Raw genomic sequence first — 18,453 nt, forward strand, 5'->3', positions numbered from 1 at the left:
TACAACAATGCTCATCCTTTATAGCGAGATAGTCTATCTTTATTACATAAAAACAATAAAGAGCTGTGAAGGCTCACGCTACCGGAGGCCGGGATGTCCAGAATCATTCGTAATACCACCACGCGAGAGATGCTGGCTCAGCTCGCGCGTGAAGCTGAGGGGCTATCGCAGCGGGAGCGGCGGGAGTTTCTGCGTAAAGGGGTGACTGCTTTAAGTGCAGCGGCTGCATCGGGGGTGGCAGTGGCGGCATCGGTCAATACGGATAATCTGCCGCCAAACGAGCCGAGCTGGAGTCGTCAGTTGGGCCATGGCGTCGTTGACAGTCCTTACGGTATGCCGTCCACGTATGAGCAGCATGTGGTGCGCCGTACTGTTCCCTGGCTAACTGCCGAATCCATTTCGTCCATCTCCATGACCCCGTTGGCTGATCTTAAGGGCATTATTACGCCCAATGGTTTGGTGTTTGAACGCTACCATGCGGGTGTGCCGCTGATTAACCCGGATGAGCACCGGCTGATCCTGCATGGGTTGGTGGAACGGCCACTGATTTTTACCATGGATGACCTGATGCGCTTTCCATCTGCATCCGAGATCAAATTTATTGAATGTCCGGCCAACGGTGGCATGGAGTGGAAGGGCGCACAGATGGAAGCGCTGCAGTTCACGCATGGCATGCTCAGCTGTTGCGAATGGACCGGTGTCCCGCTGCGGGTGTTGCTGCAAGAAGCAGGCGTTAAACCTGAGGGCAAGTGGATTCTGGCCGAGGGCGCAGATGGCGCGCATATGAGTCGTTCGATCCCGCTTGAAAAAGCCTTGGACGATACCTTGGTGGTTTATGCCCAGAACGGTGAACGCCTAAGGCCCGAGCAGGGCTATCCGTTGCGGCTGATCAACCCCGGCTGGGAAGGCAACACGTCGATCAAATGGTTGCGTCGGCTGGAAGTGGGTGATCAGCCCTGGTATCACCGCGAAGAAACCTCCAAATACACCGATCTGCTGGCTAACGGCAAGGCACGCAAGTTCAGCTTTGTGCAGGAAGCCAACTCGGTCATTACCCACCCTTGTCCGGAAAAACCGATTCGCCAGAGTGGCTTTATCGAGATTGAGGGGCTTGCCTGGTCTGGTCGTGGGCATATCAAGCAGGTCGATATCTCGTTTGATGGCGGTGTCAGCTGGGTACCGGCGCAGCTCAAGGGGCTGGTCTTGCCCAAGGCCTTGACCCGTTTCAGCCTGGTGACCCGCTGGGAAGGCCAGACATGGCTGCTGCAGGCGCGGGCAATGGATGAAACCGGTTATGTGCAACCCACGCTTAAGCAGTTGCGTGAGGTGCGAGGCACCAATTCCATCTATCACAAGAATTCGATCCATACCTGGAAGGTAGCGGCCAACGGGGAGGTGACCAATGTTCAAATTACCTGAGACAGCACCTGCTCTGTTGGGCGTTGGTGTGTTGCTGGCGAGCCTGTCGCTGTCGGCAGCAGAACCGCTGGGTATTGGCCGTATGGCAACGGCTGATGAAATAGCGGGCTGGGATATTGATGTGCGCCCCGACGGTCAGGGGCTGCCGCCGGGGCAGGGCAGTGTGATGAATGGTGAACTGCTGTATGAGTCTCGCTGTGCCAGTTGTCATGGTTCTTTTGGAGAAGGGATCGATCGTTGGCCCGTGTTGGCGGGCGGATATGACACTCTGACCCTTGAGCGCCCGACCAAAACGGTGGGGTCTTATTGGCCGTATGCCAGTACGCTCTGGGATTATATCTATCGCGCCATGCCGTTCAGCGCACCTCGCTCTTTGAGCGTCGATGAAACCTATGCGGTATCGGCATATGTGCTCTACCTTAATGACATTGTTGATGATGATTTTGTACTGACGCAGGGTAATCTTGCCCGGATTGAAATGCCCAATCGTGAAGGTTTTTTTGTTGATAACCGGCCCGACTCGCCCAATACGCGGTGTATGCAAGAGTGTGCCAGGCCTGATCAGTTGGAGATGGTTGGCACTATTGGTGGTATCACTCCGGTCGGACATTTCCGTGCTGACGTCGATGCACCAGCTGCGTCTCATGATGCTCAGAAGTCATTGGAAGATCAGAAAGAGGAAGCCCGGTTGAGGGCATTGGGCGTGGAGGTGGACGAAACCGTGCCTGCAGCGGTGGCGTTGTCGGATGAGGCCAAAGCGGGTCAGGCGGTTTATGAGGCAGCGTGTGTGGCCTGTCATGCTACCGGGTTGGCTGGCGCACCCAAGGTGGGTGATCATAAGGCATGGGGACCGCGTATTGACCAGGGTGTATCGGTACTGATTCGGCATGCGATTGAAGGATTTACCGGTAAAGAGGGGGTCATGCCAGCAAAAGGTGGGCGTATGGATCTTACGGACCAGCAAGTTTCTCGTGCGGTGGCTTTCATGACGGAAAAAAGTCAGTAGAATAGCGCCATCTAATATAGCGTTTAGTAATTTAAAAGAATAAATATATAACCAAAAACAATATGGGGTCCAGCGGGATCCCGCCGGAGGAATCACATGCGCAGACTGACCACCGCCCTCTGTGCGGTAGCAGCAGCCGTTGCGTTGAGCGGCCCAGTGGCAGCCGCATCGCAAGACGAGTTGATTGAAGAAGGGCGAGCCGTTTATCACGACAAAACGCGTGGTAACTGTATCTCCTGTCACAACATCAATGACCCTATTGCCAACCTGCCGGGTAGTCAGGGTCCGATGATGATCGCGATGCAGCAGCGCTTTCCGGACAAACGCAAGCTCCGTGCCCAGATATGGGACGCCACCGTAGCCAACCCGTTGAGCATCATGCCGCCTATCGGTAAGCACTGGATTTTGTCGGAAGATGAGATTGATGCTGTGGTTGAGTATATCTATCAGTATTAAGACCCTGACGGGCACCAATTGAGGATGAAGATATGAGCATGAATCGTCGAAGCCTGATCAAGGTCGTGGCTGCGGGTGGCGCGCTGATGGGGCTGGGCTTGCTGATGCCGCGCATGGCTATGGCTGCCTGGGCCAAGGAAGCGTTCGAAGCCAAAGAGCAGAACACTGCTATTAAATCTCTGTATGGAGATGCGGAACTGACGGAAAGTGCCGAGGTGATACTGGATGCGCCCGATATTGCCGAAAACGGCGCTGTGGTGCCGGTTACGGTCAGCACTGGCATGGCAAATGTCGAGTCGATGAGCATTTTCATCGAGAACAACCCGTCTCCGCTGGCGGCGCAGTTTATCATTCCCGAAGGCACAGCGGCTGATGTGTCGACCCGTGTGCGTATGGGCAAAACGACAAATGTCACCGCAGTAGTCAAGGCGGACGGCAAGCTTTACAGCGCCACTAAAGAGGTCAAGGTCACGATCGGTGGCTGCGGCGGCTAACTGCAACAGGATTTGAGGAAACGACAATGAGCATCATGCGAGTTAAGGCCAAGAGCCGTGGCGGTAACACCGAAGTGAAAATGCTGGCTAAGCACATCATGGAAACCGGCCAGCGCAAGGACAAGTCAGGCAATGTAATACCGGCACTATTTTTGTCCGAAATTGAGGTCAAGCATGCAGGCAAGGTAGTGTTTGCCGCTAATCTGGGGCCTGCTGTTTCGAAAAACCCCTACTTCTCATTCAGTTTTGCAGGTGGTGCCGCTGGCGACACTCTGGAATTGAGCTGGAAAGAGAATACCGGTAAGTCCGGCGCTGAAACGGCTGAGATCCGCTGAGTTCAGCCCCTTGGGAGTATGGGATGAAGACAATAAAAAGTATGTTACTGGGAGCGGCTTTTGCTGTGCTCTCCCAGACGGGTATGGCTGCTGAGTCGGGCTTTACTCTGGAAACGGTGAACCCGGAAGCGGACCGCCTGGCGTTGCAGGCGTTCTATCAGGAACGCTTTGCCGGTGTGCCGCTGGAAGATTACGTTAATGGTATCTACGCGATTGATCCGCCCTCACGCAAGCAGTGGGATGCTCTGGAAGAGTTTCCGCCCTATGAGTTTGATCTTGAAGAGGGTGAAGAGCTGTTCAATACGCCATTCGCTAACGGCAAGGGTTATGCAGACTGCTTCGAGAATGGAGGTATTGGCATTCGTCAGAACTATCCGTACTGGAATGCAGAGCAGGGCAGCATTAAAACGCTGGAGCAGGAGATCAACGAGTGCCGCGAGCAGAATGGCGAGCAACCGTTGAAGTGGAAGAAGGGTGATGTTGCCAAGATTTCCGCCTATATGGCGTGGACCTCGCGGGGCAAACCGTTCGACATCAAAATCCCGGAAAATGACCCGCGTGCGTTGCAAGCCTACCTTGATGGCAAAAAGTTTTTTTACTCAAAGCGCGGGCAGCTGAATCTGTCCTGTGCCAACTGTCACCTGCAGGGGTCGCGGCTGTATATCCGTGCCGATTTGCCGGGACCGATGCTGGGACACCCGACTCACTTCCCGGTGGTTCGTTCCAAATGGGGTGAAATTGGTACGCTGCATCGCCGCTATGAAGGCTGTCATCGTGATACCCGTTCAGTGCCGTTGCCACCGCAGTCTGATGAATTCCGCAAGCTGGAATATTTCCAGACCTATATGAGTAATGGACTGATTGTGAACGGTCCGGGTGCCCGCAAGTAACGGAGGTGAGTGATGAAGAAAGCAACAATGATGTTGGTTGCTGCGCTGGCACTCCCCGTCGGGGCGGCACAGGCAGAAACCTTTGAGCAGGTATTCAATCAGCAGCGTGCTCTGCACGGCAAGGGACATGAATTTACCTGGCAGGGCGAGACCTACAAGACCTTCCATGCGGAAGAACTCGAGGCGATGGCAGAGCCGACTCAGGCCAATGCTGTGGCCTTGATTGAAAGTGCGGATGCCTTGCGTCTGCAGTCGGCAGCTGTCGGCTATGAATGGCGTGATCCGGCTCGGTATATCAAGCAGGCTCAGGCTGCGTTGGCAGAGGGCCGTTTCCAGCACGCAATGGACTTGGCTGCACGCGCCAAGTATCAGGCGCGCCTGTCACTGGCTCAGCAGAAGCAGGTTGATGCCAGCTGGTATCGTGCCGTGCCGGAGTAAACACTCCGTTTAGTACACTGTCGCCCGCACGCCGTTATCGGGTGCGGGCTTCTTGTTTGTGGAAGGTGAAACATCATGTCAATGACACGACGCGAGTTTGCGCAGATGCTGGGCATTGCAGGCCTGGCTGGTATGTTGCCGGTGAAAGGCATGGCTGCAAGCCGTCAGCCCTCGGATCTGTACGAAGTGCCCAGCTTTGGTAATGTACGCCTGTTGCATATGACCGATTGCCATGCTCAGCTGCTGCCGGTCTATTTTCGTGAGCCCAATGTCAATCTGGGCGTCGCCGGAGCGGTCGGCAAAGCTCCGCACCTGGTTGGTGACAAGCTGCTGCAGCACTTCGGTGTTGCGCCGGGTTCCATTGAAGCGCACGCGCTGACCTGTCTAAATTACAATGATGCTGCTTTGCAATATGGCAAGGTTGGCGGGTTTGCGCATCTGAAAACGCTGGCGGACCGGTTGCGGGACAGCTTCGGACGTGAGAAGACCCTGCTGTTGGATGGTGGTGATACTTGGCAGGGGTCAGGAACATCGTATAAAACCCGAGGCATGGATATGGTGCGTGCGGGCAACGCGCTGGGCGTTGATATCATGACCGGGCATTGGGAGTTCACCTACAATCAGGCCGAAATCCTGCGCAATATCGAAGCGTTTGACGGCGAGTTTCTGGCCCAGAATGTATTCATCACTGAAGATGCGATGTTCTCCAGCGACACCGATTATCTGTTTGACGATTTTGAAGGGCGGGTATTCAAGCCTTACAGTATTCGTGAATTGGGTGGTGTGCGCATTGCCGTGATTGGTCAGGCGTTTCCGCGAACCAAAATTGCCAACCCGGCCCGTTTCATTCCGGACTGGACCTTTGATATTTACGATAACCGTCTGCAGGTGATCGTTGATCAGGTGCGCAGTGAAGAGAAGGTCGATGCGGTAGTGGTGCTGTCTCACAACGGCATGGATGTCGATCTGGCCATGGCCAGCCGTGTTTCCGGTGTTGATCTGATTCTGGGCGGCCATACCCATGATGGCATGCCTGCACCGACGGTGGTCAAAAACAGCGGCGGCGAGACGCTGGTGTTCAACGCCGGCTCCAACGGCAAATTCCTCGGCACCCTGGACCTTGATATCCGCAACGGCAAAATCCAGGATTATCGTTATCGTCTGATCCCGGTGTTCTCCGAGCTGATTCCGGCGGACGCTTCGATGTTGGCGTTGATCGATGACATTCGTACACCGCATCTGGGCTGGCTTAATGAAGAATTGGCCGTTGCGGATGAGCTGATGTTCCGACGGGGCAACTTCAATGGAACCTTCGATCAGGTGATCTGTGACGCATTGCGTGAAGTAGGGGATGCCCAGATTTCTTTGTCACCGGGCTTCCGTTGGGGCACGACTGTACTCAAGGGGCAGATGATCAACATGGAGCGGGTACTGGACCAGACCTGTCTCACCTACCCGGAAACCTATGTGCGCGAGATGAAAGGGTCCGAGCTTAAGCTGATCATGGAAGATGTGGCCGATAATCTGTTCAACCCTGAGCCTTACCTGCAGTCGGGCGGCGATATGGTGCGGGTGGGTGGTTTTGACTATGTCTGCGAACCGGGCCGCAAGATCGGTGAGCGTATCAGTGAGATGACGCTGGATAATGGCGAACGCATTGAGGCTGATAAAACCTATAAGGTTACCGGTTGGGCAACAGTCGGGTCGCAGTCCAAGGGTCCTGCGATCTGGGATGTAGTGGCCGATTATCTGCGCGATCATAAGGAGGCACGGATCGACAAGCTCAATACGCCAGTGCTCAAGGGGGTGAAAGGCAACCCTGGACTGGTGGATTATGCTGCTGAGGTGATCAGCTAGGATCTGCTAGAATAGGCCTCTTCTTGATCAGCAGAGGCACTGTGCATGCACGCTTTACGACTATCTGTCGCCGCTACAGTGTTGGTGCTGGCGGGCTGTAATGCCGCCGCGCCAACCCAACCGGTCCCTGAATCGGCATCGGCCAATACGCCAGCCGTCAATAACAGCGATGCCCCGGCTGCAGAGTCGTCTCGTGACCGCCAAGCCGCATCTACGTCGACCCCCTCCAATCCATCGGCCCCGACACCCCAGCCGCCAGCGAATCCGATTCAAACCGGTTTTGACCAGCTCAGCGGGCGCCTGACTCTACTGCAGGAGCAGGTCTTGCAGTTGCGTACGAATAGCCAGCAGTTAATGGAGCAGAACCAGATGCTGCTCAACCGCATGCAGGTGATGACGCGTCCGGCAGACACTGCCGATGCGACAGAGGGCGGGCAGGGGATGGCGTCCGGTAGTGCCTCTGACCAGCTGGACGCGGCAATTGGTCAGCTCATGCAATTGATGAACCAGTTGGATGCACCTGCTGGCGGTGGCGGCGACGGGCAGTTTGCCATGACCACAACCTATACGCTGCAGGGGGGCTGGATATTGCTGCGCTATGACCGTCATAGCGGTGCAGCCTGGTTGGCAGAAGGCGGGCGCTGGCAGTTGTTGCAGGATGTCCCCTATCTTGAACCATCCATCTATCGAATCCTGGTGCATCGAGCGGACCAGGACAGCAAAGGCTATGTGGCGGTTCGTATCGACGAACAGACCGGCATGAGTTGGTGGCTCAACGGTGATCGCTGGCAGGAGTATGAATTGTGAGTACACCGGACTATCAGGTGCTGATCGATATTTTCAATGCGCTGTTTTTGCCGACCTACAACACCGAGCTGGTTGCCGGTGATGATGAGCCCATCTATCGGCCGGCGGATGAGCTGCATGCCCATCACCACATCATCTTTGCCCATGGTTTTTATGCCAGTGCGCTGCATGAAATAGCGCATTGGTGTGTTGCCGGGCCAGAACGGCGCTTGCTGGAGGATTTCGGTTACTGGTACAAGCCGGACGGACGCACGCCCGTTGAGCAGGCCGAATTCGAGCGGGTCGAGGTTAGGCCTCAGGCATACGAATGGATTTTTAACCAGGCAGCGGGACGGCGTTTTCATTTCAGCGCCGACAACCTCTCAGCCGGTATCGGTGCCAGTGATACCTTCCAGCAAAATGTGCTGCACCGTATCCAGCAGTTGCTGAGCGAAGGGTTACCGCCCAGGGTACAGATGCTGGTGGCGGCATTGCAGCGTCATTATGGTACACCCAATCTGGCGGTTGAGCAGTTTGTCTTGCCACCGAATGAGGTTTGTCATGCGTAATCTCAGCATATCCGCTACGCCCTGGCAGGCGTGCCTGCCTGATCAGCCCGTTGAGCTGCCTGCAGGTGAACAGCTGTTGGCACTTGAATGCTGCGAGTACGAACATTGGCAGTATCAGCGCTTGGCGCTGGCGCGTGCCGGTGAAGCGTTCTACTACCTGTATGCGGCTTCAGGTGCGCAGGTGTGGGTGCTGGGTGTTTTCGACACGGCGGGGCAGGCGGACATGTTCCTCGCTTTGCATAATGACAATCCACTGAATGTTCCAGCATTGGAACAGCGTGGTCTACAGCCTCCTGCCGTTAGCGTGGAGGAGGGTGTTTTGCGTTATCCACGTTACGCTGGCATGTATCGGGTGGGGTTTAAATCATATCGAGTGGAGCCCGATATGGCGGATGCCGATCTGCTGATGCTGCAGTATGTGGAGCGCTACAACAGTCAGCTGCTGGGTGTGCTGCCGGAGAAAGAAGCGTGCCTGGCGATTTACAGCCACTTCGACGGACGTCTGCGTGGCTGCAAGATGTGCTAATACATGACCTTACTGATGCGCGCCGTGTGACATCGGCGTGCCCTGTTTCATCCCTGTCGGCATGACATGCTGGACCGGTACCGATAGTTGTTGTTCGGTGCCGTCGGCAAAGTTGAGGGTCATGTCGATCCGGGTATCCGCTTGCAGCGGTGCTTTCAGACCGATCAGCATGATATGCATTCCACCCGGTGCAAAGTTGACCTGAGTGGCATGCGGCAGTGCAATGGTCTCGACCTTACGCATGCGCATGACGCCTTGGTCGTGTTGATGCGTATGCAGTTCAACGACTTTGGCAGCCGGGCTGTTGGCGCCTACAAGAGCGGTTGCATCACCCTGGTTCTGTATCTGCATGAAGACCGCGCTGTTGATCTGGCCGGGCGGTGTGGCGCGGACGTAAGCTGAATCCACCTGTACATCGGCCGCGAACAGGTTGCTACTGAGCAGGCAGCCAGTGGTAATAAATGTGAGCAGTCGCTTCATGGTGCTATCCCTGAGTGTTAAGAATATCGAGCAGGCGAGTGGTAAGCGCCCGTGGCGTGCTGTTGTGCAGGAGAGTGTCTACCAGTTTGCCTTGCGGGTTAACGACGTAAAGTCGGGAAGAGTGATCGACTGCATATCCCATGGCAGAGTCTTTCATCTCGACCTTGCGGTAAAAGGCACCGTACTGACGTACGACGGTATCGATCTGTTCTCGTGTGCCGGTAATGCCAACGATCTGGGGCGAAAAGAACGCCGTGTAGTCGGCCAGTTTTTCCGGTGTATCCCGCTCGGGGTCTACGCTGATGAAGATCCCCTGTACTTGTTCTCGCTGAGCTTCAGGCAGCTGTTTGAGGGATTGGGTCATAACCGCCAGCGCAGTCGGACAGACATCCGGGCAGGACGCGTAGCCGATGTAAATAACGCTCACCTTGCCGCGGTAATCCGCCAGTGAGACGGGGCCGGCCGCTGACATCAGGGTAAAGTCACCCCCCAGCTTGCTGTCACCCATTGCCAGGCGGGCTTCCATCGGTTGTGGGCGCAGCATGAATGCGAGTGCAAGGCCACCCAGCAGGCAGGTCGTCAGCAGCAGCAGAATTTTTAGTGTCTTCAGTTGTGTATTCATCGTGCCTCAAACTCGAACAGGTGTTGCTCGGTTCCGGAGTCGGTTATCACATCCAGTATCAGCTGCCAGCGCATCTGTCCGGTGGTACAAACCGCCAATTCTGTTTGGCCAAGCCATTGGCCAGTTGTGTCACCCGGCTGAAATTCGAAGCTGTTGACGCCCATGTACATGTCGGAGCCCTGCAGGTTGGCCTTGATCTGACGGGCTTCAGAGCCTTCCAGTTGCAGCTGAAGCTTGATCGGGCTGAGTGATCGTAGCGGCAGAGGCCCGGCATCAAGCTGTAATGTGCCTTGAGTAAGCTCGATCTTACAGGGCCCTTGTTGCAGATCACATGGGTGCCGGTTGGTACCTTGCTGTGGGCCCCATGATTGCTGGAACCACAAGGCGCCTGCCAGCACGGCCAGCAGCAATAATGCCAGCACGAGCATTTTGATCAGTGTGCCGTTTGTGTTCGGTTCGTGTTGCGAGTGACTGGTTGGTGTCATTGTCGCCTCAGTGTAGGTAGGCTGATGTCAAAGTAGAAGTGGCAAATTGTCGCATCTGGGTCAGGTAAGAGTCGAGTTTGCCTGGCATGCGGTAATCGGATTCGCTATCTTGTTCCCCCTGCGAACAGCAATAACAGAGATTGGAAGCAATGAGTGAGAACAGCACAGCATTAGCTGAATGGGAAAGTACGGTATCCAATCAACATCTGCTGCAGTTGATGGATGGTCTTGGTGAACTGATCATGGTGCTGCGCCTTGATGGCACGTGCGCCTGGTGTAATCGGGCGTTTTCTCAGTTGCTGGACAAACCCTTGGATGAGCTGGTCGGCAAGGTATACCCGTTGCCGCAACTGCGTGATTTGATGGTTGCCGAGCCGCCGCAGGTGGTGGAGTCGTGGATTGAGACGCCTACGGGTGGCGTGCGTCTAGTGCGTTTCAGTGCGGTATCCGGCCTTGATAATGAAGGCTGTGTAGAATCCTTGCTGGTCACCGGTCAGGATATGACCCCTTTCTACCGTGTACAGCACCCACTGGATGTTGCAACAGAGTATGAGTTGCCTGCGGCTGCTGCACCGCATACGGTCGCGCGTATCGAGCATGCCTTACAGCGCGCTCAGCGAGCAGAAGAATATGTCGTGTTCCTGTCTATTTTGATCAGTGGGGCACCGCAGTCGCTCAATGAAAGCAGCTATATAACCGGGCTTGAGCGCATTGCCAACGAGTTACGCCAGAAAATTCGCCAAGGCGATACGCTGGCGCGCCTGGACTCCGGGGCGTATCTGCTGGTGCTGGAGCAGATTGACTGCCCCGAGGCAATCGCGACGGTGGTCGACAAGTTGTCGGCAACGCTATGCGAAAGTCAGCCCGCCGATATGCCGGCGCTGGCGGTTAATATCGGTGTTTCCATCAGTCCTGATGATGGCCACGAATCACTGGAGCTGGTTGATCGTGCTCAGCAAGCCATGCAGCGTGCCGTCATGACCGATACCCAGGTCTGCTATTTCTGACCGAAAACGGGTGCTGGCATTTCCCCATGGCGACTGATTGATGCCCATGGGGAAAATGCCTGAGCTTTTAGTCGTAATAGCTGACTGTTTTCTTCAGCTCATCTGAATATTGAAAAATATCTTCGACCCTTTCTATAGGGTATCGGGTCTCTTTTTTCTGCTCGTCAAAAAGGCCGATATATTTTTGTGTGCGATTGAAATGGAGTCGACAAATAGGTTTGCGGTTATTGTCATCCAGCAAAACACCAAAATAGCTTTGGGTATCACGTTGGGTAATGTTGTCAATTTCGACTACTTCACACATGATCGCTCTTACGATGTTGTATCCTTCAAGTTCTTCAGCAGTCGTAATGATTTTTTCATTACCATTATCCACTTCATTTTCTGCTTCCACCGCTTTCGTCGGGGATGACTCGGGCTCACTCTGCAAGGCGGATTTTAGCCGCTCGTTGATTTTGTCGTTAAGATATTGTTTGAATGCTTTTACTGTTAGCTCAGCAAACAGTTCACGCACTTTTTGAGTAATGGCGCCATCATATACACGTGATGCGAAAAGTCTGATGAAATCATCATCGGGTTCTACCAGTTGTGCGGCAATAACTTTCCGGATTTGATTCATATATTTCAGTTCACCAGCAGAGTTGATAACTGATGTTACATCAAAGTCTTCCTTTGTCAGTTTTGCAACTTCAGGTACAACATGTTCGTCAATGTTGCACAGGTCAAGCTCAAGGAAGGGCTTTTCATCCATTTTGTTGGGTGCGTCCAGGTCGGTGAAGAACTGGTAGATCACGCCGTTAGTCAGGATCGCAATGCGGGCATTGGTGACTGAAAAATAGCGATATAGCTGAGAAGCATGTTTGAGGGATAGTGGCTCGCCGAGTTTTTTACACTCGATCAGTACCTGGACTTCACCATCTTTAATAATGGCATAATCAACCTTTTCGCCTTTTTTGGTACCGGTATCAGCGGTGAACTCGGGAATCACTTCGGAAGGATCAAAAACATCATATCCCAGTACATTGTTTAAAAATGGCATAACAAAAGCGTTCTTTGTTGCCTCTTCTGTTTCAATGATTTTACTGTTGCGTTCGATCTTTTTAGCTAATGATGCCAGTGCGCTACCAATTTCCATGCTCTACTCCATGTTGCGTATGCGATCCATGTTGTATGGCCCCGATAACGACATCTTCCTGATAGCGAGTCCCTTAATACAACAAGAGTGCGATAAAGCACGTGTTGAGGCAAGGAGAAGTTGGCGGGGTTTTGCAGCATGCAGATAATAATGACTTATTATTCAGATGGTTGCGTATTTGATGATGTGGCAGGTGTGGGCAATAGAGTGCCTGTTTCAGCTCAGACACTCTATTCCATGTGCAGATGTAACGATTACAGCCCCAGCTTCTGAGATACGTAATCTGCGTCTTTATCGCCACGGCCAGACAGATTGACCAGAATGGTCTGCTCGCTGCTTAGTGTGGGCGCGGTGCGGATTGCCCAGGCGACGGCGTGTGAGCTTTCCAGTGCGGGGATGATGCCTTCTACTCGTGACAGAGTCATGAAAGCGTTCAGGCATTCGTCGTCGGTAGCACTTTCATACTGCACGCGGCCGGTGTCTTTCAGATAGCTGTGCTGTGGTCCGACGCCTGGATAGTCGAGACCGGAAGCGATGGAGTGAACCGGCATCGGTGTGCCGTCTTCCTGCTCCAGAACGTAACATTTCATGCCATGCAGCTCGCCCGGATGGCCCAGGGTCATGGTGGCAGAGTGTTTGTTAGTGTCCAGTCCATAGCCAGCGGGTTCGATGCCGACCAGACCAACGTCATCATCGTTCAGAAATGCCGTGAACATGCCCATGGCATTGGAGCCGCCGCCGACGCAGGCGGTGATGTAATCCGGCAGTTTGCCTTCGCGTTGCTGGAACTGTGCACGGGCTTCCCGGCCGATGATGCTCTGGAAATCGCGTACCATTTTCGGGAAAGGGTGAGGGCCAACGACAGAGCCGATGGCATAGATGAAATTCTGCGGATCCTTCAGGTACTCATCGAAGGCGCTGTCTACGGCATCTTTCAGCGTGGCGGTGCCGCGGGTGACCGGAACGAGGTCGCAGCCCAGGATCTTCATTTTGACAACGTTGGGGTGTTCTTTCTCGATATCGACCTGGCCCATGTGGATTTCGCAGGGGATACCGACCAAAGCGCAAGCGGTAGCCAATGCAACGCCGTGCTGACCGGCACCAGTCTCGGCAATCACCTTGGTTTTGCCCATGTACTTGGCCAGCAGGGCTTCGCCCAGACAGTGATTGATCTTGTGCGCGCCGGTGTGGTTAAGGTCTTCACGCTTGAGAAAGATACGCGCCCCGCCGAGTTTTTCGCTCAGGCGACGGGCATAAAAAATCGGGCTGGGGCGGCCGACGTAATCGGTCAGCAGGTCGGTCAGTTCCTGTTGGAACTCCGGCATCTGGCGGATCTCTTCATACGCCTGATGGATTTCATCCATGACCTGCTTCAGCTCCGGCGGAATCTGCTGGCCGCCATATTCACCAAAATAGCCGTTGGCATCAGGCATCGGGGAAAAATCAAATTTGCTCATACTCACTCCACACTGTACGGGCCGCTTTATTGTTGTCAGCATCCATAGGGCTTGCACTGCCATTAAAAAGGCAGTGTTGGTCAGGGTAAGTGACTATAAAGGGCTGTCGGGGGAGTGCCAAGCGGAAGAGTGGAAAAACTCAGCTGAAATCAAAGCCTAGCTGTTCTTCACGGCCTTGTTTGCGGCGGAAGCCGAGTTGGCGCTGTTCGCGACCGATCTCGCGCAGCAATTCCAGAGCGTCACTGTAGGATTCGACCAGCGTATGGCTATAGGCCCCCGTGTCGAGGCGATTGCCCCAACATTGGGTGACGACCCAATCGCCTACAAGATCGCGATAGATCCTGACGACAAGGTAATCGTGATTTTTTTGCCAGCGCACAACCAAGGAAGCGTTACCGTTCAATGACCCGGAAGGGGTATGTCTCTATAATGGCGCGTGATTGAGCCTGATTCACCGCCATTTGTAAAGCCTTCAGTATGAATAAAGGGTATCTAGTGTGACTGTATCCCGTTTGACGATCGTAGCCGATGAGAATATTCCGGCGTTGGAATCGCTGTTTCGAGGTTTCGGAACCTTGCGGACCTGTGCCGGACGGAGCATGAGTACTGCTGATCTGCAGGATGCCGATGTGCTGCTGGTACGATCGGTGACGCAGGTCGATCAGGCATTGCTTGCTGGTACTCCGGTGCGTTTCGTTGGCACCGCAACCATCGGTACCGACCATATTGACCAGGCCTGGTTGCAGCAGCAGGGCATTGGCTTCAGCAGTGCGCCGGGGTGTAATGCGGATTCGGTTGTGGAGTATGTGCTGAGCAGCCTGCTGCAGCTGGCGGCAGCGCAGTCATTTGACCTGTTTGATAAGGTGGTCGGCATTGTTGGTGTGGGCAATGTGGGGGGGCGTTTGCAGCAGCGCCTGCAGGCGTTGGGTATTCGTGTGTGTCTATGTGACCCTCCGCGCCAGAATGCCGAAGGGGGTGATTTCATGGTGCTGGATGAGGTGCTGGCGCAGGCGGATATTCTGGCGTTGCATACGCCGTTGACGCGTTCCGGCGCTTGGCCAACACACCACCTGCTGAACCGGGATAATCTGCCGAAGCTGAAGCAGGGAGCCATTTTACTGAATGCCGGGCGTGGACCTGTTATCGATAACCAGGCATTACTGGATGTCAGTCGCCAGCGCCCGGATCTGATGCTGATCATGGATGTCTGGGAGCATGAGCCTGCGGTTGATCCGCAGTTGGCGGCGCGTTGTGATATTGCGACCCCGCATATCGCGGGGTATTCGCTCGATGGCAAAATTCGGGGGACCTGGATGTTATATCAGGCCCTGTGTCGGCACTTGGGCCAGGCTGTTGAGATTGAACTGGAACAGGTGCTGCCGCCCTCTACGGTATGTGCGCTGACGCTGGCGGATGCCAACGACTTGCTCACGCCTGCGCGACTGGTGTACGACCCTTATCGGGATGATCGGGCCTTGCGCAGCGTATTGCATCTGGCAGACACGGAGCAGCGGTTGGCTTTCGACCGTTTGCGGCGTGAATACCCCGAGCGTCGCGAATACAGCACCTTGGAAGTACAGGTGCAGGCTGACGGCGCTGTTGACCGTTTGAGAGCACTGGGGTTCCGTTGTCATCCGCAGGCAAAGGGCAGGGAGGTGGCTGATGACTGATATGGCCGCCCTGCTAAAGGGCAGTCGCCGTGCGACCCTCGCTGAAATTGCCCCGGCCTGTGGTGAAAAAGTGCGGCTGGAAGTGAAAACACCACGTCAGCGTCTGGCGGTGCAGTTGTTGGGCTACAAGGAATATCAGAGCGTCATGGTGAGTGCGCCGCGTCAGCTGGCGGGCGGTGCGATCTTGCATGAAGGTACTCGAGTAACCGCGCGGCTGATGAGTGGCGACTACCTGTGCACCTTTGAAACGCGCTTGCTGCAGGTGCAGGCGCGGCCGTTCGGCTATTGGCATCTGGAGTACCCCGAGTCGGTAGATATGCGTCGTATCCGTGCACATACCCGTATCCCGATTATTCTCAGTGTACGGGTGGAGCCGGATGATTCGGTATTGCTGGACCACGAAAGTGCACAGTCAGCCATTTGTCGTGATATCAGCTTGCTGGGAGCTCAGCTGGAAAGTTCGCGGCCGCTGGCTCAGCCGGGTGAAAAGCTGTACGTGACTGCACGTGTCAGTGTTGCCGGCGTTGATCATCTGCTGCTGTTGCCTGCGCTGGTGCGTAATCTGCAACACAGTGAAAGTGGGTTGATTAACGTGTTCAGTCAGGGCGTCGAGTTCGTCGATCTGGAAGAAGAAACCCGGTTGGTGCTGGCAGGTTTTGTCTACGAGCAGCAGTTGTTTGCACTGGGTGCGTTGGAGGCGTCTGAAATATGAGTTTTCGGCTTGGCTTGATCATTAATCCGATGGCCGGGTTAGGGGGCAGTGTTGCGCTCAAGGGCAGTGATGGTGCTGATGTTGCACGGCAGGCACTGGTGCTGGGTGCCGTACCGCGTGCGATTGAACGTACACGCATTGCATTGGAGGTGCTGCAGGGGCTGGATCTTCAGGTTTTGACCTGGGCTGGTGACATGGGGGCGGATCTGGCGCTTGAACTGGGGTTCGAGACACGGGTGTTGGGGGCAGCGGATAACTGTCCAACTACTGCTGATGATACCTGTCGTGCGGCCAAGGCGATGCTGGAAGCGGGTGTTGATCTGGTGTTGTTTGCCGGCGGTGACGGGACGGCGCGCAATATTTGTGAGACGTTGGGTGAGCAGATACCCGTGCTGGGGATTCCGGCCGGGGTCAAGATTCACTCGGGTGTCTATGCTCTGACGCCGCTGGCTGCAGGGCAGCTGGTGGCCATGCTGGTGGCCGGTGAACTGGTCTCTATTGCCGAGCAGGAAGTGCGTGACCTGGATGAGGTTGCATTCCGTGCCGGTCAGGTGCGGGCCCGTTTCTACGGCGAAATGCTGGTGCCGTCAGAGCACCGCTACCTGCAGCATGTCAAAAATGCGGGAAATCGTGAAGATGAAGTGCTGGTGCTGGATGAAATCGCGGCGGGCTTTGTTGAGCAGATGGAGCCGGATATCCTCTATTTAATGGGGTCCGGGTCGACGGTTGCCGCGATCATGGCTGAGTTGGGGTTGGAGAATACCTTGCTGGGCGTAGATGTCGTGGAAAATGGCGAAGTGATTGCGGCCGATTGCACGGCGCAGCAGTTGTTGGCGCTGACAGCAGAGCGTGACGTTCGTATCGTGATTACGCTGATCGGTGGGCAGGGCCACATTATCGGACGTGGCAATCAGCAGTTGAGTGTTGAACTGCTGCAGCGTATCGGTCGACACAACGTGCATGTGGTGGCAACACGGACCAAATTGAATGCCCTGAATGGGCGGCCGCTGGTGGTTGATTCCGGTGATCCGGTATTCGATGCAAGCTGGAGTGGCCTTATTCGTGTGCATACCGGTTATCGGGATGCCGTGCTCTATACCGTAGCGGCTCCCTGAGCAGGCAGTATTGCGCAGTTTATTCGCAGATACAGAAAAGGCACCCGCGGGTGCCTTTTTAATATTGGATCCGTAATCAGCGCATCTGCTTCAATGCAGCGATACGGTCATCCAGTGGTGGATGGCTGGAGAACAGTTCCATGAAGCCCTGCTTCAGGTGGCTGTTGATGCCAAAGGCGGTCATCTGGCTTGGCATCTGATCAGGGATGCCGGATTCTGCCTTCAGGCGTTGCAGTGCGCCGGCCATGGCGTGCGGGCTGGCCAGCTGAGCGCCTGCTTCATCAGCGCGGAATTCGCGGCGACGTGAGAACCAGGCAACGATCATGGACGCGAATACGCCGAAGATGATTTCGAAAATGAATGTGGTGATGTAGAAACCGATGCCAACACCGCCCTCTTCGTCACGGCGCAGGAACGAGTCGACGGCATAGCCGACGATGCGCGCAAAGAACATGACGAATGTGTTTACGACACCCTGAATCAGTGCCAGCGTCACCATGTCGCCATTGGCAACGTGACCGATCTCGTGCGCGAGTACGGCGCGGATCTCTTCGGGACGAAAACGCTGCATTAAACCAGCGCTGACAGCGACCAGGGCGTCGTTCTTGTTCCAGCCAGTAGCAAAGGCATTGGCCTGCTGGGCGGGGAAAATACCAACCTGGGGCATTTTGATACCGGCTTGCTGAGACAGTTCTGCCACGGTATCGAGCAGCCAGCGTTCTTCTTCGCTGCGAGGCTGTTCAATCAGCTGAGTGCGGGTCGACATTTTGGCCATCATTTTCGACATCAGCAGGGAAATGATGGAACCAGCAAAACCGAATACCGCACAGAAGATCAGCAACGAGGTCAGATTAAGACCGTTGCCGCTCAGGTAGTGGCTCACTCCCAGAAGGTTCAGCGTGACGCTGGCAACAAGAATGACCGCAAGGTTGGTGGCAAGAAAAAGGATGATTCGCATCATGGTGGTTCATCGTTCCTTAAATTGGGTTTGCGG

Annotated in this window: 22 protein-coding genes; 15 read left to right on the plus strand and 7 right to left on the minus strand. The window is 55.0% G+C overall.

Annotated features, from left to right (window positions below):
- Nucleotides 1–93 precede the first annotated feature (93 nt).
- The 11 genes from soxC (at nt 94) to CLV44_RS10035 (ending at nt 8,776) form a co-directional block, all read left to right on the plus strand.
- Nucleotides 94–1,419, plus strand: a complete 1,326-nt coding sequence (gene soxC, locus CLV44_RS09985; protein WP_106591983.1) for a sulfite dehydrogenase — start codon at nt 94–96, stop codon at nt 1,417–1,419.
- Entirely contained in the window at nt 1,403–2,425 is a 1,023-nt protein-coding gene (locus CLV44_RS09990) for a c-type cytochrome (RefSeq protein ID WP_106591984.1), read from the plus strand. The genes soxC and CLV44_RS09990 overlap by 17 nt, the downstream gene beginning before the upstream one ends.
- Before the next feature lie 96 nt (nt 2,426–2,521).
- Complete coding sequence (soxX, locus tag CLV44_RS09995; protein WP_106591985.1) at nt 2,522–2,881, plus strand: sulfur oxidation c-type cytochrome SoxX; 360 nt, start codon at nt 2,522–2,524, stop codon at nt 2,879–2,881.
- A 32-nt stretch (nt 2,882–2,913) separates the two neighbouring features.
- Nucleotides 2,914–3,375: a thiosulfate oxidation carrier protein SoxY gene (gene soxY, locus CLV44_RS10000; protein WP_106591986.1), complete on the plus strand. Its 462-nt coding sequence runs from the start codon at nt 2,914–2,916 to the stop codon at nt 3,373–3,375.
- 26 nt (nt 3,376–3,401) lie between these two features.
- Nucleotides 3,402–3,710 (plus strand): thiosulfate oxidation carrier complex protein SoxZ, encoded by a 309-nt coding sequence (gene soxZ / locus CLV44_RS10005; RefSeq protein ID WP_211298121.1) that lies wholly within the window; start codon nt 3,402–3,404, stop codon nt 3,708–3,710.
- Nucleotides 3,711–3,733: 23 nt separating this feature from the next.
- Nucleotides 3,734–4,600, plus strand: a complete 867-nt coding sequence (gene soxA, locus CLV44_RS10010; RefSeq protein ID WP_106591987.1) for a sulfur oxidation c-type cytochrome SoxA — start codon at nt 3,734–3,736, stop codon at nt 4,598–4,600.
- 12 nt (nt 4,601–4,612) lie between these two features.
- Nucleotides 4,613–5,038, plus strand: coding sequence for a SoxAX-binding protein (locus CLV44_RS10015; protein WP_106591988.1), 426 nt, complete (start codon nt 4,613–4,615; stop codon nt 5,036–5,038).
- A gap of 75 nt (nt 5,039–5,113) precedes the next feature.
- Nucleotides 5,114–6,895, plus strand: a complete 1,782-nt coding sequence (gene soxB, locus CLV44_RS10020; RefSeq protein ID WP_106591989.1) for a thiosulfohydrolase SoxB — start codon at nt 5,114–5,116, stop codon at nt 6,893–6,895.
- 45 nt (nt 6,896–6,940) lie between these two features.
- Nucleotides 6,941–7,702: a hypothetical protein gene (locus CLV44_RS10025; protein ID WP_146139993.1), complete on the plus strand. Its 762-nt coding sequence runs from the start codon at nt 6,941–6,943 to the stop codon at nt 7,700–7,702.
- Nucleotides 7,699–8,250: an elongation factor P hydroxylase gene (locus CLV44_RS10030; protein WP_106591991.1), complete on the plus strand. Its 552-nt coding sequence runs from the start codon at nt 7,699–7,701 to the stop codon at nt 8,248–8,250. The genes CLV44_RS10025 and CLV44_RS10030 overlap by 4 nt, the downstream gene beginning before the upstream one ends.
- Nucleotides 8,243–8,776, plus strand: a complete 534-nt coding sequence (locus tag CLV44_RS10035) for a hypothetical protein (protein WP_106591992.1) — start codon at nt 8,243–8,245, stop codon at nt 8,774–8,776. The genes CLV44_RS10030 and CLV44_RS10035 overlap by 8 nt, the downstream gene beginning before the upstream one ends.
- A gap of 9 nt (nt 8,777–8,785) precedes the next feature.
- Here the strand turns inward: CLV44_RS10035 and CLV44_RS10040 are convergent, their stop codons facing one another.
- Genes CLV44_RS10040 through CLV44_RS10050 form a run of 3 tightly spaced genes read right to left on the minus strand, consistent with a single transcriptional unit; the run spans nt 8,786 to nt 10,363 of the window.
- A complete protein-coding gene (locus CLV44_RS10040) occupies nt 8,786–9,256 on the minus strand; it encodes a copper chaperone PCu(A)C (RefSeq protein ID WP_106591993.1) in 471 nt (156 codons plus the stop codon).
- A gap of 4 nt (nt 9,257–9,260) precedes the next feature.
- Nucleotides 9,261–9,878 carry an SCO family protein gene (locus tag CLV44_RS10045; protein ID WP_106591994.1) on the minus strand — a complete coding sequence of 206 codons (618 nt, stop codon included), beginning with the start codon at nt 9,876–9,878 and terminating at the stop codon, nt 9,261–9,263.
- Complete coding sequence (locus CLV44_RS10050) at nt 9,875–10,363, minus strand: hypothetical protein (RefSeq protein ID WP_106591995.1); 489 nt, start codon at nt 10,361–10,363, stop codon at nt 9,875–9,877. The genes CLV44_RS10045 and CLV44_RS10050 overlap by 4 nt, the downstream gene beginning before the upstream one ends.
- Nucleotides 10,364–10,512: 149 nt before the next feature.
- Here CLV44_RS10050 and CLV44_RS10055 point away from each other — a divergent pair, with 149 nt between their 5' ends.
- Entirely contained in the window at nt 10,513–11,370 is an 858-nt protein-coding gene (locus CLV44_RS10055; protein ID WP_106591996.1) for a diguanylate cyclase domain-containing protein, read from the plus strand.
- Between the two features lie 67 nt (nt 11,371–11,437).
- On the opposite strand, the gene CLV44_RS10060 is transcribed toward CLV44_RS10055, so the two are convergent.
- The 3 genes from CLV44_RS10060 to CLV44_RS10070 form a co-directional block, all read right to left on the minus strand.
- Complete coding sequence (locus CLV44_RS10060) at nt 11,438–12,505, minus strand: type I restriction endonuclease (protein WP_106591997.1); 1,068 nt, start codon at nt 12,503–12,505, stop codon at nt 11,438–11,440.
- A 254-nt stretch (nt 12,506–12,759) separates the two neighbouring features.
- On the minus strand, nt 12,760–13,962 hold the full coding sequence (trpB, locus tag CLV44_RS10065; RefSeq protein WP_106591998.1) for a tryptophan synthase subunit beta: 1,203 nt from the start codon (nt 13,960–13,962) through the stop codon (nt 12,760–12,762).
- Between the two features lie 139 nt (nt 13,963–14,101).
- On the minus strand, nt 14,102–14,341 hold the full coding sequence (locus CLV44_RS10070; RefSeq protein WP_245912665.1) for a hypothetical protein: 240 nt from the start codon (nt 14,339–14,341) through the stop codon (nt 14,102–14,104).
- Nucleotides 14,342–14,459: 118 nt separating this feature from the next.
- On the opposite strand from CLV44_RS10070, the gene pdxB reads away from it, so the two are divergent.
- From pdxB to CLV44_RS10085, 3 genes are read left to right on the plus strand one after another with little or no spacing between them, the layout of a single operon-like run.
- Complete coding sequence (gene pdxB / locus CLV44_RS10075) at nt 14,460–15,632, plus strand: 4-phosphoerythronate dehydrogenase PdxB (RefSeq protein WP_211298122.1); 1,173 nt, start codon at nt 14,460–14,462, stop codon at nt 15,630–15,632.
- The gene (locus CLV44_RS10080) at nt 15,625–16,344 is read left to right on the plus strand and encodes a flagellar brake protein (RefSeq protein WP_245912657.1); all 720 of its coding nucleotides are present in this window, start codon (nt 15,625–15,627) and stop codon (nt 16,342–16,344) included. Before pdxB ends, CLV44_RS10080 begins: the two co-directional genes overlap by 8 nt.
- Nucleotides 16,341–17,459: an ATP-NAD kinase family protein gene (locus CLV44_RS10085; protein WP_106592000.1), complete on the plus strand. Its 1,119-nt coding sequence runs from the start codon at nt 16,341–16,343 to the stop codon at nt 17,457–17,459. Before CLV44_RS10080 ends, CLV44_RS10085 begins: the two co-directional genes overlap by 4 nt.
- 76 nt (nt 17,460–17,535) lie before the next feature.
- Here CLV44_RS10085 and htpX read toward each other — a convergent pair whose 3' ends face one another.
- Nucleotides 17,536–18,420, minus strand: a complete 885-nt coding sequence (gene htpX / locus CLV44_RS10090) for a protease HtpX (protein ID WP_106592001.1) — start codon at nt 18,418–18,420, stop codon at nt 17,536–17,538.
- Nucleotides 18,421–18,453 lie beyond the last annotated feature (33 nt).

The organism is Marinobacterium halophilum (genome assembly GCF_003014615.1).
GTDB classification, from domain to species: Bacteria; Pseudomonadota; Gammaproteobacteria; order Pseudomonadales; family Balneatricaceae; genus Marinobacterium; species Marinobacterium halophilum.

Excerpts from the sequence above, each read along its gene's own strand:
- soxC (WP_106591983.1), top strand. The coding sequence starts at position 94 with ATGTCCAGAATCATTCGTAATACCACCACGCGAGAGATGCTGGCTCAG.
- CLV44_RS09990 (WP_106591984.1), top strand. The coding sequence starts at position 1,403 with ATGTTCAAATTACCTGAGACAGCACCTGCTCTGTTGGGCGTTGGTGTG.
- soxX (WP_106591985.1), top strand. The coding sequence starts at position 2,522 with ATGCGCAGACTGACCACCGCCCTCTGTGCGGTAGCAGCAGCCGTTGCG.
- soxY (WP_106591986.1), top strand. The coding sequence starts at position 2,914 with ATGAGCATGAATCGTCGAAGCCTGATCAAGGTCGTGGCTGCGGGTGGC.
- soxZ (WP_211298121.1), top strand. The coding sequence starts at position 3,402 with ATGAGCATCATGCGAGTTAAGGCCAAGAGCCGTGGCGGTAACACCGAA.
- soxA (WP_106591987.1), top strand. The coding sequence starts at position 3,734 with ATGAAGACAATAAAAAGTATGTTACTGGGAGCGGCTTTTGCTGTGCTC.
- CLV44_RS10015 (WP_106591988.1), top strand. The coding sequence starts at position 4,613 with ATGAAGAAAGCAACAATGATGTTGGTTGCTGCGCTGGCACTCCCCGTC.
- soxB (WP_106591989.1), top strand. The coding sequence starts at position 5,114 with ATGTCAATGACACGACGCGAGTTTGCGCAGATGCTGGGCATTGCAGGC.
- CLV44_RS10025 (WP_146139993.1), top strand. The coding sequence starts at position 6,941 with ATGCACGCTTTACGACTATCTGTCGCCGCTACAGTGTTGGTGCTGGCG.
- CLV44_RS10035 (WP_106591992.1), top strand. The coding sequence starts at position 8,243 with ATGCGTAATCTCAGCATATCCGCTACGCCCTGGCAGGCGTGCCTGCCT.
- CLV44_RS10040 (WP_106591993.1), bottom strand. The coding sequence starts at position 9,256 with ATGAAGCGACTGCTCACATTTATTACCACTGGCTGCCTGCTCAGTAGC.
- CLV44_RS10045 (WP_106591994.1), bottom strand. The coding sequence starts at position 9,878 with ATGAATACACAACTGAAGACACTAAAAATTCTGCTGCTGCTGACGACC.
- CLV44_RS10050 (WP_106591995.1), bottom strand. The coding sequence starts at position 10,363 with ATGACACCAACCAGTCACTCGCAACACGAACCGAACACAAACGGCACA.
- CLV44_RS10055 (WP_106591996.1), top strand. The coding sequence starts at position 10,513 with ATGAGTGAGAACAGCACAGCATTAGCTGAATGGGAAAGTACGGTATCC.
- CLV44_RS10060 (WP_106591997.1), bottom strand. The coding sequence starts at position 12,505 with ATGGAAATTGGTAGCGCACTGGCATCATTAGCTAAAAAGATCGAACGC.
- trpB (WP_106591998.1), bottom strand. The coding sequence starts at position 13,962 with ATGAGCAAATTTGATTTTTCCCCGATGCCTGATGCCAACGGCTATTTT.
- CLV44_RS10080 (WP_245912657.1), top strand. The coding sequence starts at position 15,625 with ATGACTGATATGGCCGCCCTGCTAAAGGGCAGTCGCCGTGCGACCCTC.
- CLV44_RS10085 (WP_106592000.1), top strand. The coding sequence starts at position 16,341 with ATGAGTTTTCGGCTTGGCTTGATCATTAATCCGATGGCCGGGTTAGGG.
- htpX (WP_106592001.1), bottom strand. The coding sequence starts at position 18,420 with ATGATGCGAATCATCCTTTTTCTTGCCACCAACCTTGCGGTCATTCTT.